General features: G+C 70.9%; 8 protein-coding genes. 6 read left to right on the top strand and 2 right to left on the bottom strand.

The annotated features are described in order from the left end of the window. The first annotated feature begins 2 nt into the window (after positions 1 to 2). Positions 3 to 5,300: a WD40 repeat domain-containing protein gene (locus ETD83_RS02380; protein WP_138643377.1), complete on the top strand. Its 5,298-nt coding sequence runs from the start codon at positions 3 to 5 to the stop codon at positions 5,298 to 5,300. Between the two features lie 25 nt (positions 5,301 to 5,325). Continuing rightward, positions 5,326 to 6,726: a B12-binding domain-containing radical SAM protein gene (locus ETD83_RS02375; protein ID WP_171063980.1), complete on the top strand. Its 1,401-nt coding sequence runs from the start codon at positions 5,326 to 5,328 to the stop codon at positions 6,724 to 6,726. On the opposite strand, the gene ETD83_RS02370 is transcribed toward ETD83_RS02375, so the two are convergent. Further along, positions 6,719 to 7,468, bottom strand: coding sequence for an N-acetyltransferase (locus ETD83_RS02370; protein ID WP_138643375.1), 750 nt, complete (start codon positions 7,466 to 7,468; stop codon positions 6,719 to 6,721). The two genes, ETD83_RS02375 and ETD83_RS02370, sit on opposite strands and share 8 nt — an antisense overlap. A gap of 288 nt (positions 7,469 to 7,756) precedes the next feature. Here ETD83_RS02370 and ETD83_RS02365 point away from each other — a divergent pair, with 288 nt between their 5' ends. Further along, on the top strand, positions 7,757 to 8,638 hold the full coding sequence (locus ETD83_RS02365; protein ID WP_138643374.1) for a helix-turn-helix domain-containing protein: 882 nt from the start codon (positions 7,757 to 7,759) through the stop codon (positions 8,636 to 8,638). Between the two features lie 70 nt (positions 8,639 to 8,708). Here ETD83_RS02365 and ETD83_RS02360 read toward each other — a convergent pair whose 3' ends face one another. Next, positions 8,709 to 8,984 carry a DUF397 domain-containing protein gene (locus ETD83_RS02360; RefSeq protein WP_138643373.1) on the bottom strand — a complete coding sequence of 92 codons (276 nt, stop codon included), beginning with the start codon at positions 8,982 to 8,984 and terminating at the stop codon, positions 8,709 to 8,711. Positions 8,985 to 9,092: 108 nt separating this feature from the next. Between ETD83_RS02360 and ETD83_RS02355 the strand changes: the two genes are divergently transcribed. The 3 genes from ETD83_RS02355 (at position 9,093) to ETD83_RS02345 (ending at position 15,595) form a co-directional block, all read left to right on the top strand. After that, positions 9,093 to 10,055 carry an AfsR/SARP family transcriptional regulator gene (locus tag ETD83_RS02355; RefSeq protein WP_171063979.1) on the top strand — a complete coding sequence of 321 codons (963 nt, stop codon included), beginning with the start codon at positions 9,093 to 9,095 and terminating at the stop codon, positions 10,053 to 10,055. Further along, positions 10,052 to 12,325, top strand: a complete 2,274-nt coding sequence (locus tag ETD83_RS02350) for a hypothetical protein (RefSeq protein ID WP_138643372.1) — start codon at positions 10,052 to 10,054, stop codon at positions 12,323 to 12,325. The genes ETD83_RS02355 and ETD83_RS02350 overlap by 4 nt, the downstream gene beginning before the upstream one ends. A 168-nt stretch (positions 12,326 to 12,493) precedes the next feature. Beyond that, positions 12,494 to 15,595 carry an NACHT domain-containing protein gene (locus ETD83_RS02345; protein ID WP_407921464.1) on the top strand — a complete coding sequence of 1,034 codons (3,102 nt, stop codon included), beginning with the start codon at positions 12,494 to 12,496 and terminating at the stop codon, positions 15,593 to 15,595. Positions 15,596 to 15,674: the final 79 nt, after the last annotated feature.

Raw genomic sequence — 15,674 nt, 5'->3', positions numbered from 1 at the left:
CCGTGCCAGCCGCGATCGACGGGGCCGTGCCGCCGCCGGAGCTCGAGCTGTTCCCCATGGCGATCGGCCGGTACCAGGACCCTGACCTGCCCGACCTGCCGGTGGACGCCGAGGTCGGCCGGGTGCTGGAGTTGCTCGCGGACTTCGAGCCGGTGCACCGCCGCTGGCCCGGCAGGCTCGACCAGCGGGACGCGAACGCCGTCCAGCGGCGCCTGCTGACCTGGGCGCGCCCCGAGCGCCCTGGCGATTCGGTGCTGTACTGGGCCGGTCACGGCTGGTCCGACGACACCTCGGCCGCCCTCGCCCACTCGGCCAGCCCGCCCGAGGTCGGGGCCTTCGGCGTGAGCCCGGAGCAGCTCGCCGACGCCGTGATCAGCCGGCAGCTCACCGCGGACGGCGCCTGGGCGATCGTGGTGATCGACGCGTGCCGGTCGGCGCGCTTCGCCGAGCTGATGGCCGGCGCGATGCACCGCTCCGTCGACCGGGTGGCGCGCGTCCTGCTCGTCGGGGTCTCGGCGGACGGCGCGACCGCGCTCGGCCGGTTCAGCGAGGCGCTGAGGTGCCTGCTGCGCGGCACGTACAAGGACCGGGCCGAGATCACCTTCTACGAGATCTGCAAGGATCTGGCCGCGCTGCTGCCCGGCGGCTTCGTCGAGCTGTTCCAGCCCGGCGACGCGGCGCTGGTCCGGGCCGCTCCGCCGCCGGCGTCGCTGTCCGGCCCGCTGGACAGCATCCGCTACCTGGAGGACGCGCTCACCCAGCTCAGCACCGACGAGCGCAGGCATTTCCTGTCCAAGGCGCAGAGCGCGGAAGAGGGCGAGATCTCCTGGTTCTTCGAGGGCCGCCAGGACGAGTGCGCGGAGGTGGTGAGCTGGATCTCCCGGCACGGGCACGGCGTCATGGTGGTGACCGGGCCCGCCGGCATCGGCAAGTCGGCGCTGCTCGGCACCCTCCTGATCCACTCCCTGCCGGACGTGCGGGAGGCGTTGCTGCGGCGCGGGCTGATCGATCCGCTGCCCGCGCCGTCCGCGCCCGCCGACGGCGCCTTCGACCACGCGCTGCACCTGTCCGGGCTGTCCATCCGCGAGACGGTCGGGCGGATCGCCGAGGGAGCCGGGTGCGGGCCCCCGCCGAGCGCCGGCGACCCCCTGCTCGGGCTCGCGAACGACCTCGACTGGCTGCACGCGGAGCTGCTCCGCCGGGACGCGCCGTACACGCTGCTCGCCGACGCCCTGGACGAGGCCGTCGACCCGCTCGACACGGCGCGGGCGCTCGCCCGGCTCGCCGCCGGCACCAGCCTGCGGATCGTCCTCGGCACCCGGCCGTCGACGGCGGAGACACCGGACCACCCGGCCACGGACGACAACCTCCTGAAGGCCCTGGCGGTGGGCGGGACGGCGACGACCGTCCGGGCGCTGCGGCCGGACCCGACCGCGATGCGCCGCTACGTCTCGCGCCGGCTGCGCGAGGCGCGCGACCACCCGGGCGAGCACCGGACCCCGATCAGCGACTACCCGCCGCGCGACGAGTGGATCGCCGCCGCCGCCGACGCGATCGCCGAGCGCAACGAGCGGTTCCTGTTCGCCCGGCTGGCGGTGCACGAGCTGATCCACAATCCCTCGCTGCTGGACCCGGGACGTGCCCACACGCTGGGCCGGCTGCTGTCGGGCACCCACCGGGACCTGTTCTCGGCCGTCGTCGCCCGGCTGGGCCGGCAGCATGACGCCTTCGTGCCCCTGATCCAGGCGCTGGCGCAGGCCAAGGGGCGCGGGCTGCCGATCGAGGACGACGTGTGGGGCATCGCCGCCGGGGCACTGCTCCCGGCGGCCGGGGACGGGACCGGCCCGCCGGTGGACCGCGCGGTGATCCAGGACCTGATCGATCGGGCACCGGCCTACATCACCGTCACCAGCGAGGCCGGCCAGACGGTGTACCGGCTCGCCCACCGCACGTTCGTGGAGCACTTCCTGGCGCCGTCCGTCCCCGCCCACGAGTACCGGGAGCGGTGCCGCGCGACGGCGGCGGCACTGCTGCGCGCCGCGGGCCGGGCGTCCCCGATCGATTCGAGCTACCTGCGCCGCTACCTGTCCGCGCACATCGCCGAGGCCGACCTGTGGGACGAGCTCGGCGGCCGGCGGGCCGTGCTCGACAGCCTCGATCCCAACGCGATGGCCGGCGACATCGCGACCTCCCTGTTCGGACGCCGCCCGATTCCGCCGCGGCTCGCGGCGGTGCTGTCGGCCCGGGCCCGGCTGGTCGACGCCGACCCGGGCGACCGGGCCGGGCTCCGGCACCTGTCGATGCTGACCCATGATCCGGCCCACCACGTCCAGGAGCCGACCGCGACCTGGGGGGTGGCGGGCGCGGCGCTGCCGCCCGAGCAGCCGCACCTGGTCATCTCGGGCCATGACGGCGGCGCCAACGCGGTCTGCACGGCGCGGGGCCAGGACGGGCGCGAGCTGCTCGTCTCCGTCGGGGACGACGGGACGGTCCGGCTGTGGGACCCGTTCACGGCCGCGCCCATCGGGGATCCGATGACCGGGCACGACGGCGCCGTCGAGGACGTGTGCGCGGTCGGGGGGCAGCTGGCGACGGTGGGCGACGACGCGACGGTCCGGCTCTGGGATCCGGTGACCGCGCAGCCCGTGGGCCGTCCCATGACCGGCCACGAGGGAACGATCTGGGAGGTCTGCGCCATACCGGTCGCCGGGTCCGGTCACCTGCTCGTGACCGCCGGGAGCGACGGGACGGTGCGGGTGTGGGATCCGCGCACGTCCTCCCCGGTCGGCGATCCGATGACCGGGCACGAGGGGCCCGTCTTCAGCGTGTGCCCGCTCTGGCTGGACGAGGGCGCCGCCGCGCCGTTGATCGTGTCCGGGGCCGAGGACGGGACCGTCCGGCTGTGGGATCCGCTCACCGGCCGGCAGACCGCCCCGCCCATGAGCGGCGACGGCGGCCCGGTCTGGGAGGTGCGGGTGGTGCGCGCCCCCGACAGGCGAACCCTGATCGCGGCCATGGGCGTCGACGGAATCGTCCGGCTGTGGGATCCGCGCCGCCGGGAACCGGTCGGCTCGCCGCTGCCGGGGCACGCGGGCCCGATCTGGCGCGGGTGCGCCCTGCCCGGTCCGGGCGGCGACCAGCTCGTCACCGTGGGCGGGGACGGGGTCGTCGTGCTCTGGGACCTCATGGCCGACGACGCCCCGGTCACCTGGCCGCTGTACGGGCACGCGGGCACGGTGTGGGGCGTGTGCGGGCTGACCGGGGACCTGTCCGGCGCCCGGCTGCTGGCGACCGCGGGCGCCGACGGGACCCTCCGGATCTGGGACGTCTCACCGGGCGCGCTGGCGCCGGAACCACCGGCCACCGGTCCGGTCCCGGTGACCAGGGCGGCGTTCCTGACGGGCGCCGGCCCGCGGCCGATCATCGCCGCCACCCGGACCGACGGCTCGGTCCGGCGCTGGGACCCGGTGACCGGGCTGCCGGTCGGCGCGCCGCTGGCCGGCCACGTGGGCCCGGTCTGGTCGGTGTGCGCCGTGAGCCCGCCCGACGGTCCGGCCCTCATCGTGACCACCGGGAACGACGGGACCGTCCGCCGGTGGGACCCGGAGACGGGGGCACAGGCCGGGCCGCCCATGACGGGCCATGCGGGCCCGGTCTGGTCGTCCTGCCGCGTGCCGCTGCCCGGCGGTCGCGAAGGTCTCGTCACGACCGGGAGCGACGGGACCGTCCGGCTGTGGGACCCGGCCGTCCCGGGGCAGGCCGCCACCGTGCTGTCGCAGGACGCCGGCAACGTCTACGCCGCGTGCGTGGCGGACGGCGACGACGGTGTGACGGTGTTCAGCGCCTCGGCGAGCGGTGTCCTGCGGTACTGGAGACCCGGGGCCGCGGCCATGACGGACCTGACGTCGAGCACGAATCCCGGCGCGGTGATGGCGATGTGCGTCGTACCCCGTCCCGGCGGCGGCGTGTGGCTGGCCACCGCGTCCGACGACGGGACCGCGCGGGTGTGGGACCCGGAGACCGGGAGCGAGGCCGGGCCGCCGGTGGTCACCCAGAGCGGTTCGCTGTGGGACATCTGCTTCGTGCCCGGCGGGGACGGCAGGCTGGCGACGATCGGCGACGACGGCTGCGTGCGGCTCTGGGAGCCGGACACCGGGCGCCCGGCCGGGCCGCCGCTGTCCGGCCACGCCGGGACGGGCTGGGGAATCTGCACTCTGCCGCCCGGCCCGGTGCCGGGCGGGGCGGCCCACGTGGCGTCCGCGGGCCAGGACGGCCTCGTCCGCGTCTGGGATCCGTCCACCTCCCGGTTGCGCGGCGCCCCGCTGGACGACAGTCCCCTGAGCGTCGGGGTCGTCCGGCCGATGGCGGGCGATGCCGGGCCCGCCTGCCTGCTGGTCTCCCGCGACGGCGTGCTCAGCACATGGCGCCCGGACGCGCCGCGGTGGCGGCCGGTGTGGCGGGACGGCCACGCGGTGACCGTGTGCGTCCCGGATCCCGGCGGCTGCGTCGTGGTGATCGGCTGTGCCGACGGGACGCTGCACGCCGTCGACCTGCGGGCCGCCGATCCGCATGGGGCAGAGCCCCGGCGCCCGGCACCCGTGCACCCGCCGGTACTGGCTGAAGCGCCCGTCCTGGCCTTGGCCGCCGTGCCGGACCAGGACGCCATCGCGGTGGGCTACGGCGACGGCACGGTCGGGCGGTGGGACGTCCGGACGGGCCGCTGGAGAGTGCCGCCGGCGCGGGTGCAGGACGGCCCGGTGCAGTCGCTGTGCGTCGTGCGGACGTCACGGACGTCGCTGCTGGCCTGCGGCGGTCAGGACGGCCGGGTGACGCTCGTGGACCTGGCCGACGGGTCCGCGTCCGGCACGCTGCCGGCCGCGCCCGGCACCTGGATCTGGTCGCTGTGCTCGGTACCGGTGCAGGGCGGCCCCGACCTGCTGGCCGCGGCCGGGTCGGACCATCTCGTGCGGCTGTGGGACCCGGCGTCCGGCCGCCCCGCCGGCGCGCCGCTGTCCGGCCACGCCGGCCAGGTGCGCGCGGTGGCCGTGGTCACCCGCCAGGACGGCGCGGCCCTGCTGGCGTCGGGCGGCATGGACGGCACGGTGTGCCTGTGGCACCCGGAGTCGCGGCTGCTCGTCCGGGCCCTGCCGATCGGGCTGCCGGTGTGCGACCTCGCCGACGGCCTCGGTGACCCGGCGTCCCGGCTGCGCACCGGCGGCGGAGCGACGCTGGCGGTCGGGACGACCAGGGGGATCATCGCGATCGACCTCAGCGCCACATTGTTCACGACAGGCCATTAATGGGTGAGATATGCGAATTGTATTCGTGCACGCACCGTACGCGGCCCGTGAGGTTCCGGGCCGGGACCTTTACTGGGAAAGGCTCGACGACCGCTACTATCCGGCTCACCCGCGGGCGCGCCGGATGCGGCGGGTGATGTGGGAGCTGCCCCACTGGATTCCCTGGCTGGCCGGGGTCGTCGCGACGGACGGGACATTCGAGACCGCGACGCTGAACCTGTACGTCGACGGCTCGGTCACCGACGGAATCGACGAGGAACTCGTCCGCCGGGAGGTGTCGCGCTGTCCCGGCGATGTCTACCTGTTCTCGCCCATGACCGTGAACCTGCCGCAGGCATTGCGCGTGGCCGAGATCGTCAAGGAGGAATATCCGCGCGCCCGGACCGTCTTCGGCGGCATCGTCGCCACCCCGTTGAGGGCCGAACTCGCCCGGCACCGGTCGGTCGACGTCGTGGTCCACGGGCCGGGCGAGGAGGCGCTGATGGGCCTGCTCACCGCCTTCGCCTCCGGCGCCGACTGGACCGGAACGGGCAATCTCGCGTTCGACGCGGGCGCCGGCCGCGTCCATGTCACACCGGCCCGCCATGACCGGACGCCGCTGTCCTCGCTGCCCTTTCCCAAGGTCGACGTCTTCGATCCGTCGGTCGGCGGCGAAATACGCTACATCAGGCAGAACTACGCGCTGGGCTGCCCTTTCCGGTGCGATTTCTGCACGATACAGACGATCGGGCGCCGTCCGCAGTACGCCTTGCCCGACCGGGTCTTCGCCGAGATCGACGCCTACCGGGACCGATATGGCGCGCATCACTCCGTCTATTTCGGCGACGAGACGTTCACCTTGAACACCGACCGGACCCTCGACATCTGCGCGCTCCTCGCCCGGCGGGGCGACGTCCACTTCGACTGCCAGACCCGGCTGAACTGCCTGAACGACGTGAGGCTGCCGAGCGCCCTGTACGCGGCGGGCTGCCGATGGCTCGAGGTCGGGCTGGAATCGCTGAACCAGGCGACGCAGGACTCGATGAAGCAGTGGACGCGGCTCGGCGCCTTACGGGAGATCCTGCGACGGCTGCGCGATGCCGGGCTGCTCGTCTGCACGTACACGATCATCGGGCTGCCGGTGGAGAGCCGCGATGACATGTGCCGAACGGTCGACCAGGTGGCCGCGCTCATCGATGAGGGGCTGCTGACCGCGTCGTACGTCTCGGTGTTCGTGCCCTATCCGGGCACCTCGTACTTCGCCGCGCCGGAACGGCACGGCATGCGGCTCCACCATCGCGAATTCGACCGTTACCACGAGGAGCTTCCGCCGGTCTTCGACACCCCGCTGGCCACCCCGGACGAGGTCTACTCGGTCTACCTGGACGCGCTGCGGAAATTCGGCGGCGCGATGGAATCCGGCGCGCTGAACGCCGAAGTCAGTTGAGCGGGTGGTGCACCCATACGCAGGGCTCACAGTAGACGGCATAGTCGTGGACCAGATCGCAATGGACCGGCACAAGCGCGTCGGGGACGTAGACCGGACCCGCGGTGTCGAAGGGAAGACCGGTCCACGAACGCCACTCGGCCAATTCCCCGCTGATGGTCATCGCGTGCCGCGAGAATCCGACGATACGGCCGCCGGCCCGCACGTGGGTCCGCAGCCACGGATCGACCGGCAGCCCGTCGTCGCGGGACAGGGCCGCGTACTGCTCGATGGGCATGTCCGGCTGATGGAACTTCGCGTTGGGGCGCACCGGGGCGACCAGGCTGCTGTACCCGAGCCGCATGGCGTTGCCGCGCATCTCCGCCAGCATCACGGCCGCCAGGCCCGTGCCGCGCAGGTCGCGGCGGATCGAGATCTCCAGGGCCGACACCAGGTTGCCCTTCCGTCCCGCCAGCCGATCATGAGTGGCGGCGAGGATGACCTCGTCCCAGGCGCCGGCGGGGAGCCGCTCGTCGGGATCATGCGCCCAGCTGAACGGCACGCTGAACGCCTTGGCCACCAGCCGGTCGGGCGCGGCCCGGTCGAAGGCCAGCTGCACGAATTCGGGGAAGGCCGTAATGGCGTCGGCGTAGTACAGGTCACCGACCTTGTCCTGGTTGATAAAGGCGGGCCAGTCATCGAATTCGTTGACGGAATCCGCCAGGTCGGGACGCTGGGCCACGGTGACGACCAGCAAGTCCACCTCGGCCCTCCACGCTCTCTCACCATGGCGTCAGCCGGTTTCAGCCCCCAGAACACGACGTATCCTACCCGGCCCCTCCGTCCCGCCCCGCCCTGCGGACGAGCACTCTCACGAGACCCGCGCGCACGTCGGCGGCTGGCGCGTGAATCATGCCGAATCTGATTCATCCCTTGCATCAGAGCCTGTAGAGCCAGTACATCAGTGTATAGCCGGGTGCGGCGCGGTCCGCGGGGCCCGATCCAGGTCCGCTTGATTCACCACGATTCACACTGAAGGAGAGACCGGCGCGTGCCTGATGAGGAGAAGCTGCTCGCGAACCGGTGGCGGCTGGCGCGCGAGTTGCGGAGGCTCCGCGAGCAGGCCGACCTGTCCGGACGGCGGCTCGCGGAACGCGTCGGCATCAGCCAGTCGAAGGTGTCACGGATCGAGTCCTGCGCGACGATCCCGACCCACGCCGAAGTGGCTGCGTGGGCAGCCGCCACCGGCCTGTCCGCGACCGCGGCCGAGAAGCTGGGGACGCTCGTCGACCCGGCCTACACCGAGATCCACCCCTGGAGCAGCGCGCTCCCGGAACGTGTCCATCTCCAGCACGACATCCAGGAGATCGAGAACGCGACCGGCGTCAAACTCGTCTACGAGCCGTCGATCGTCCCCGGGCTGCTCCAGATCGCAGAGTACGCACGGCGCGTGTTCGCGCAGTTCGAGCCGGCCTATCCGGCGCTTGACGTGCCGGCGGCCGTCGCGGGCCGGCTCGACCGCCAGGTCGCGCTCTTCGATCCGTCCCGCCGGTTCGAGTTCGTGGTGACCGAGGCGGCGCTGCGCTTCCGGATCACGCCCGTCGACGTCATGCTCGCCCAGCTCGACCGCATCGACTCGCTGAGCACCCTGGAGAACGTGTCGATCGGGCTCATCCCGCAGTCCGCCCCGGCCCTCACCCACGTGCCGCACGGTTTCGTCATCTTCGAACCGGCGGACGAAGAGGGCGGCACGCTGGTCATGGTCGAGACCGTGCACGCCAACCTGACCGTCGCCGACCCGGGCGAGGTCGCGCTCTACAAGCGGCAGTGGTCGCGTCTCAAGGAGTCGGCCACGTTCGGCGGCTCCGCCAACGCGCTGCTCCGCGACATCGCCGCCGAGCTGAAGGCGCTGCCGCCGGAGAGCGTCCCATGAGGCCGGAGCGGGTCCGGGCACCCGGCGGCAGGCCATCCGCCGGGTGCCCGGGCCTGGACGCCCGCGCCGGTCAGCCCGTCAGCCACCGGACGAACCGCACGACCGGCTCGACCAGGAGCCGGACCGTGATGTCCGACCCGGTGGTGAGCAGGAGCCGCGGCCACGACCCGCCCCGCACGCGCCGCCGGAACTGCGCGTACTCCTTCCGGCTGAACACCAGCCCCGGCTGGTACGGGTTCTTGCTGTCCCTGATGACCACGGTGCCGGCGATCTTCTCGACGATCACGCAGCCGCCTCCGCCGTTGCACCGGAAGTTCGTCTCCGGCCAGTTGTCGCTCTCGAACATTTCCGATCCTTCCCTCGTCCCCGCGCCTTCGCGCGATGGGACGACCTTCGGTCAGGCCGGTGCGCGCGGAGTCCGCCCCCGGTTCGCCCTCGGTGCGTTTGGAGTACGGTGATCAACTTCGAGATTCTCGGCCGTGTCACGGCCTCGCGGGGTGATTGGGTCGCGAGCCTCACCCGCCAGCAGCAGCACCTTCTCTCCGTCCTCGTCCTGGCGGGCGGCGGCCCCGTCGACCGCCCGAGCCTGGAGACGGCGCTCTGGGACGAGCAGCTCCACTCCCCCGAGGGGGGCGTGAAGCGGGTGGTCTCCGAACTCCGCGCGCGGCTGGAGCCGGCCTACCGTGACGCCGGCGACCCGATCCCCGGTGCGAGCGACACCTACCGGCTCCGCCTCGCGAGCGACCAGGCCGACGTCCTGAGGTTCCGGGCCAAGCTGGCCGAGGCCCGAAGGGCCGCCGGGCCGCGATCGACCGACCTCATGCGTGCGGCTCTGGAGGAGTGGGGGTCGGATGGCAAGGGCCTCTACGGCGGACGGCCGCTGAGCGGCCTTCCGGGCCATTGGGCCGACGCACGCCGGACGGCGCTCCGTCTGGAGCACCGCGATGCGGTCATCCACTGCCTGGAGCAGGACCTGCGCGAGGGGCGCTTCGACCGGCTCGTCCGGGAGTGCGAGCAACTCGCCGACGAACCCGACGCGCTGCACGACTCCGACTTCGTCCAGCTGTGGGTGACCGCGGCGCACCGAACGGGCCTTCCCGGCCGGGCCGACCAGATCCTCCGGCTTGCCGAGGACTCGGCACGGCGCCATCTCCAACGTCCGCTCGACCGGCGCCTCCAGGAACTCGCCGAGCGGATCCGAACAGATTCCACTCGTACCCCTGGGAGAGCGATGAGCGACCGAGACAGGAACAGAGACGGCACGGACGGGAACAGGGACGGCAGGGTCGTGTTCAACAACTACGACAACACCACGGTGGCCATGCAGACCGCGGAAGCCTCCGGGAACATGACGTTTCACATGCCCGCCAAGGACGCCCCGGTGAAGGTCCAGGCCGAAGAGGAGCCGGAGGCGTGAACGCCCCCCCGAACTCCCAGGGCGAGCACAACGCGACGTTCAACGCCCATGACAACGCGAAGATCGGCGGCCAGTTCGCCTACATGTACGGCGACGTCCACATCTACGACGTGGGCGAGTCCGCGCCGCCCGAGGAGCGGTTCGGCAAAGCGCTCAATCTGCTCGACGGTGCCATGCCCAGGCGCGCGGAGCAGCTGATCCGGGAGGCCGTCGAGGCGGGCTACCGGTCGCACAAGGTCGCCTACTACTGGGCGCTGGCGGTTCTCAGCGGGCGCTCCTTCGACCATCTGGACAATCCGGAGTTCGAGTCGCTGCGCCACGCCTCGGCCCTCGTCAACCCCGACAGCCCGGACGAGTGGGTCGAGGCGTTGAACGTGATCACCCGGTTCGTCAACTGCCTGCTCCAGCAGGAGCGCGTCGGCATGATGAACGAGCAGGAGTACGAGCTCTCCCTCCGGTTACACGACGCTCTTCCCGAAGCCCGGCGGGAGGAACTGCGCCGGCACCTGGAGTTCATCATGACCGGCGCGCTCCAGGACCGGTTGGAGGCGACCTACGCGGCCAAGATCAGGGAATACCGGATGGCGGGTGACCGGGAGAACCGCGCCGTGAAGTTCTTCACGCCGGTCCCGCATCCGCCGATCCCGCGCGGGTCGACCGAGCCCGAGATCACCACGGGGGCGCGGACGGGGGCCGCCATCGGCGCGGCCATCGCGGGCCTGTCCCTCCTCATCGCGTTCTTCGTGGTCATCCCGGTGGCTCCGCTGACCGCCCTGCTGTTCGCGGCCGGGGTGGGCGGCGGCGGCTACCTGCTGGCCACCAGGGGCGTCGAATGGCTGGTGATCCAAGGCCGTATCGCCGCCGACAACGGCCGGCACGGCGAGTACCCGCAGGTCCCCACCGCCTACGCGCCGGCCAAGCCGCAGGAGAGCGACGATGACGACGACCATGAATGGGGCGAGAGCGACAAGGCCGACAGGGAGCACCGGCGCTTCCTGCGGCGGCGTGATGCGTTTCGCTCCGTCGTCGCTCCGTTCGTCGACATCTGCTTCGAGATGGAGAACCCGGACGGCGCCAACAACCGGAAGAACTGGTGGGAAGCCACAGAAGGCTTGCGCCGCGCGCTGGCCGACGACATCCGGCACCGCTACACCGACCCCGATCTGATGATCAACGAGCTCGACTGGCTCATCACCTGGCACGCCAAGCGGGCCAAGGAACGCTGGGAGAAGGGAAAGCTGCGCGAGCACCGCGAGGACCTGTACGCCGCGTCGCCCGGCGGGCTGGCCGGTCTCGGACGGTTCGCGCTCGGGTTCGGGCTGCTCTGCGGGGTCATCGGCCTGTTCCGCGCGGACATCGGGTTCGGTCTGCTGCTCATCCTGCTCACCGGCGCCGGCGCCGCGATCGGCTTCGGCAGCGGCTATCGCGTCCGGCTCGTGAAGCAGCGGATCCACCACGCCGAGGCGGAGTGGGTCGCCGCCGAGGAAGCCGAGGAGCGGGCCGCGTACGAAGCCTCCCAGGCGGAACTCGCCGACCGGCCGACCGATGCGGAGATAGCCCGCTGGCTGGACCACGACAAGTTCTACATCAAGAACCTGGCGATGAACACCTGCGGCCTGGCCAATCGCGACATCGTCGCGCATGCCATCCTCACCGAGTACCGCGCGCCGTGCATGAAGGCGCGTGTGGTGTTCGGCCCGCCCCGGTACTCCCGCTACCGGGTGATCGTCTTCCTGCTGACCGAGGCCGGGGTCCGGCAGATCAGCATGGACCTCGACTTCCTCACCGGCACCGTCAGCAACCAGCAGCGCAACAACTTCCGGTACGACGCCATCGCCTCCGCGCGGGTGGTGGAGGTCGGGGTGCGGTTCGACGCCGGCCGCCGCAGCGTGATCCTCATGGAGGAGGCCGACGACGCGAAGAAGGGCAAGGACGTCGATTCGCTGATCTCCAGCCAGGCCTTCCGCCTCTCCCTGATGGGCGGCCCACCGATCGAGATCGTGGTCGAGCACTTCGACGAGGGCTTCCTCGACCGGCTGCGGGAGAACATTGACAGCCTCTTCGAGCTGGCGCTGGACAACTCGGGCGTGCGGGGGGCGCTGCGCGTCCTGGAGTCGGTGGCCGCCGAGGGCCGGGAGTGGCTGGGCCAGGAGCGCAAGCGCCGCACGCGGCGGATGTTCGACTTCAAACGCCAGATCGACAGGCGCCAGGAACTCCCCTGGGACACCGGTGACGACGACGGCAGCGCCGGGATGCCTGCCCTGACCTGAAACGCTGGGCATCCGGGTGGGCGCGTACCAGTGCGGAAAGTCGCTCGGCTCGCACCCCCCGGAGCCTCAACACACGCACGCAGTACGCAGTGCCGGAACCGGTCATGGGGCCGTTCCCGCGCGCTGGTCTTGGGATGCTGAAGCCTGGGCGACCGGATCGGGGCGGAAATGGCGCGGAGCTTGAGTTATGCGGATGCGGCCGAGCTCCTGGGAGGGCGGCAAGGCCGGACCGTGGCCATGCTGGACCGCCTGACGGGCGGCGCCCTGCTGGCCGCCGCGTCGGTGACCGGCGGCGGCCTGCTGATGAGTCTCTTCGATCCGCGTGCGGAGTTGGTTCGCCTCAGCAGGGAATTGGTGTCCACGCTGAGCGAGCGCCTGTCGGGCCTCGGTCGTTTCGAGCGCAGCGAACGGCTGGTGGCAGCGCATTCAGTCATTGTGGTCACAGCGTTCTTTGAGCGCTTGGAAAAGATCGATCTCCCGTTCGAGGTCAGCGAACTCCAGCTCGGCCGGTCCGGTCAGATCGCCTTCGCGACCGGCGATGACGCGGGTGACGGCCGAATGCGCGAATTGGTGCGAACACTCCTGCATTCCGATGTACCGATGCCGGCTCCCCAGTGGCCGTACGAAATCACCATGGCCGCATTGCACGACTTTTACGATGACCTGTCCACGGCGGTGCAGCAGGTCATCGCGGCCACAACGGCCTGGCGCGAGTTGAGCGAGCAGGAGAGCCACCAGCTAGAGGCAGCCGTGCGAGACGATCTGCCCGAGCGTGCCCTGCGTCGTTACGAGGAAATGTTCCGCCGGCTCGCGGGAGAGTTTCCAGAGGTGGCGTTTTGGGCCAATCTGGTAGATCACCAGGCCACCAGGGCCGAGGTGCGGGGTCTGCGCGGCGGCCTGGAAGTGATGGAACGGCTGCTGGAGCAGGTCGCCGCCGACCGGGACACCGGGGACGTGGGCGGGGCCCTCGCCCGCTACCACCAGGTCGCATTGAGCAAGCCCGTCCTGGAGATGGGCTCGGGTGAAGACCTCGTACTGCCCCCGCTTGGAGACATCTACGTCAACCCTGACTTCCGTGCCGCGTATGTCGATTCAGGCGACCTCGTGGCTCGGGAGTCGTGGTGGCGAGAACATTCCGTGCGCACCGATCTGCACGGTTTCCTGCTCGGCCATCTGACCTCCCCCCAGGCCACGGAGGCGCCGCTGCTGATCCTCGGCCAGCCGGGGTCCGGCAAGTCAGTGCTGACGCGGATCCTTGCGGCGAAACTGTCTCCTCGCGACTTCCTGGTGGTGCGGGTGGTGCTGCGTGAGGTGCGGGCCGACACCGATCTGCAGAGCCAGATCGAAGAGGCGATCAGGATGACGACCGGGGAGGACGTCTCATGGCCCCGGCTCGTGCGCCGCGCGGGCGGAGCCCTTCCGGTGGTCATGCTGGACGGGTTCGACGAACTGCTGCAGGCCACCGGCGTCAACCAGTCGGACTACCTGGTGCAGGCGGCGCGGCTGCAGCGACGCGAGGCCGAGCAGGGCCGCCCGGTCGCCGTGGTGGTGACGAGCCGGACGACGGTGGCCGACCGCGCCCGCGCGGTGGACAGCATGATCGCCGTTCAGCTGGAGCCGTTCCGCGAGGCGCAGATCGAGCGGTGGCTCGGCGTCTGGAACGCCGCCAACTCAGCCGTTCTCGCTCGCCGTCACCTGCGACCGCTGCCGCTGGAAGCGGTACTGCAGCATCGCGAGCTGACCGCACAGCCGCTCCTGTTGCTGATGCTCGCCTTATACGATGCCGACCACAACCTGCTTCAGCGTTCGTCGACGACGTTGCAGGCGGCGGACCTGTACGAACGTCTCCTGCGCCGATTCGCCGAACGGGAGAACTCCAAAACCCACAGATCCTCGTCCAAGGCCGATCTCGCGCGGGCGGTGGACGTGGAGTTGACGCGATTGTCGATCGTGGCGTTCGCCATGTTCAACCGCAACCGGCAATGGACGACCCCTGAGGAGCTGGACGGGGATCTGAGCACGCTGCTACCCGAAATGCACTCAGCCAGGGGCAAGACCACCTCTATGCAGTCGCCCCTGTCAGACTCGGAACTGACGATCGGCCGGTTCTTCTTCATTCACGAAGCACGAGCGCAGCGCGGGGAGTCACAGCTCAGTACCTACGAGTTCTTGCACGCCACATTCGGCGAGTACCTTGTCGCCCGTCTGGTCGTCCACGAACTCGATGCCTTGGCCGCCGCCGCCGAACTCGCCGCGGCGCAGACTCGCAGGACGCCAATCGATGACGCGTTCCTGCACGCTCTGCTCTCGTACGCTGCGCTCACCACCCGGCAGAGCACCGTGGACTTCCTGCGTGATCGCCTGGTGACCATCCCAGCGCAACGGCGCCCGGTGATCCGCGATCTGCTGTTGAGGCTGTTCCATGGGTCACTGGAAGAACGGAGTGCCGGCGCGTATGACGGCTACCGGCCGGCCGCGGTCTCCGTCCCGGGCCGACACGCCGCGTATGCGGCGAATCTCATGCTGCTCATCACTCTCCTGGGCACCCCGGTCGCGGTAAACGAACTGTTCCCGGACCGGGCAAAGCCGATCGCCCAATGGCGACGGCTGGCCTACCTGTGGCGCGCCCAACTCACCGCCGAAGGATGGAGTGGCCTTGTCCATAGCCTCAAGGTGAATCGGTCGTGGCGTGACACAGAAAGGTCTGTGATCATTAGCTTCGACCGTGACGAGACCCCCGTCCCGCCAGTTGACCCGTACTGGTCTTACGCCATCCCTCCCGGCGACGAGCGACGGGGCCGGTTCTCACGGTGGCGCAACTACAGCCTGGAAGACGTCCGTCATCACGTTCATTTCATGTGCGACGACGTCGACGACACGATGGCCCATGCCCTCGAACCGCTCACGGGCGTTCTCGATCCAACGTTCGGCACCCTGCACGGCCCCGATGAAGAGCGCGCCTTCTCCCCCGCGTACGCGCTCCTCACCCTATGGCTCTCCAACTCACGCCCCGACTCAGACGAGACGACCTTGACCACGGCCTACGACGCCTGCCTCACCATCGCCCTCGACGGCTTCTTTGCCACTATCAGCCAGGACGACAGGGCACGGACCATCTATCGGAAACTCGTCCTGTACCAACTCGCCGCCGAACGAGACCGGCTACCGTCCGAATGGCTCAGCGCGACCTTGCAGCGCCTCCGCGCCGCAGCCCGCACCGACCCAAATCTTGAGGCCCTCATCGAAAGCCTCGCCCTCCACATTGACTAAACGGGCCACGCCCGCAACAGCGCCTCACGGCGATCTCACACACCCGGCTACCGGCATGAGATTCCGGTAGGTCGCCCGG

Source organism: Actinomadura soli (assembly GCF_005889715.1).
In the GTDB taxonomy this organism is placed as follows: Bacteria; Actinomycetota; Actinomycetes; order Streptosporangiales; family Streptosporangiaceae; genus Spirillospora; species Spirillospora soli.
Note: the sequence above shows the minus strand (reverse complement) of the source record. Positions and strands in the feature narration are given on the sequence as shown.

Coding starts and splice junctions, on each gene's coding strand:
- ETD83_RS02345 (WP_407921464.1), top strand. CDS start 12,494: ATGGCGCGGAGCTTGAGTTATGCGGATGCGGCCGAGCTCCTGGGAGGG.
- ETD83_RS02360 (WP_138643373.1), bottom strand. CDS start 8,984: ATGTTCGAGAGCGACAACTGGCCGGAGACGAACTTCCGGTGCAACGGC.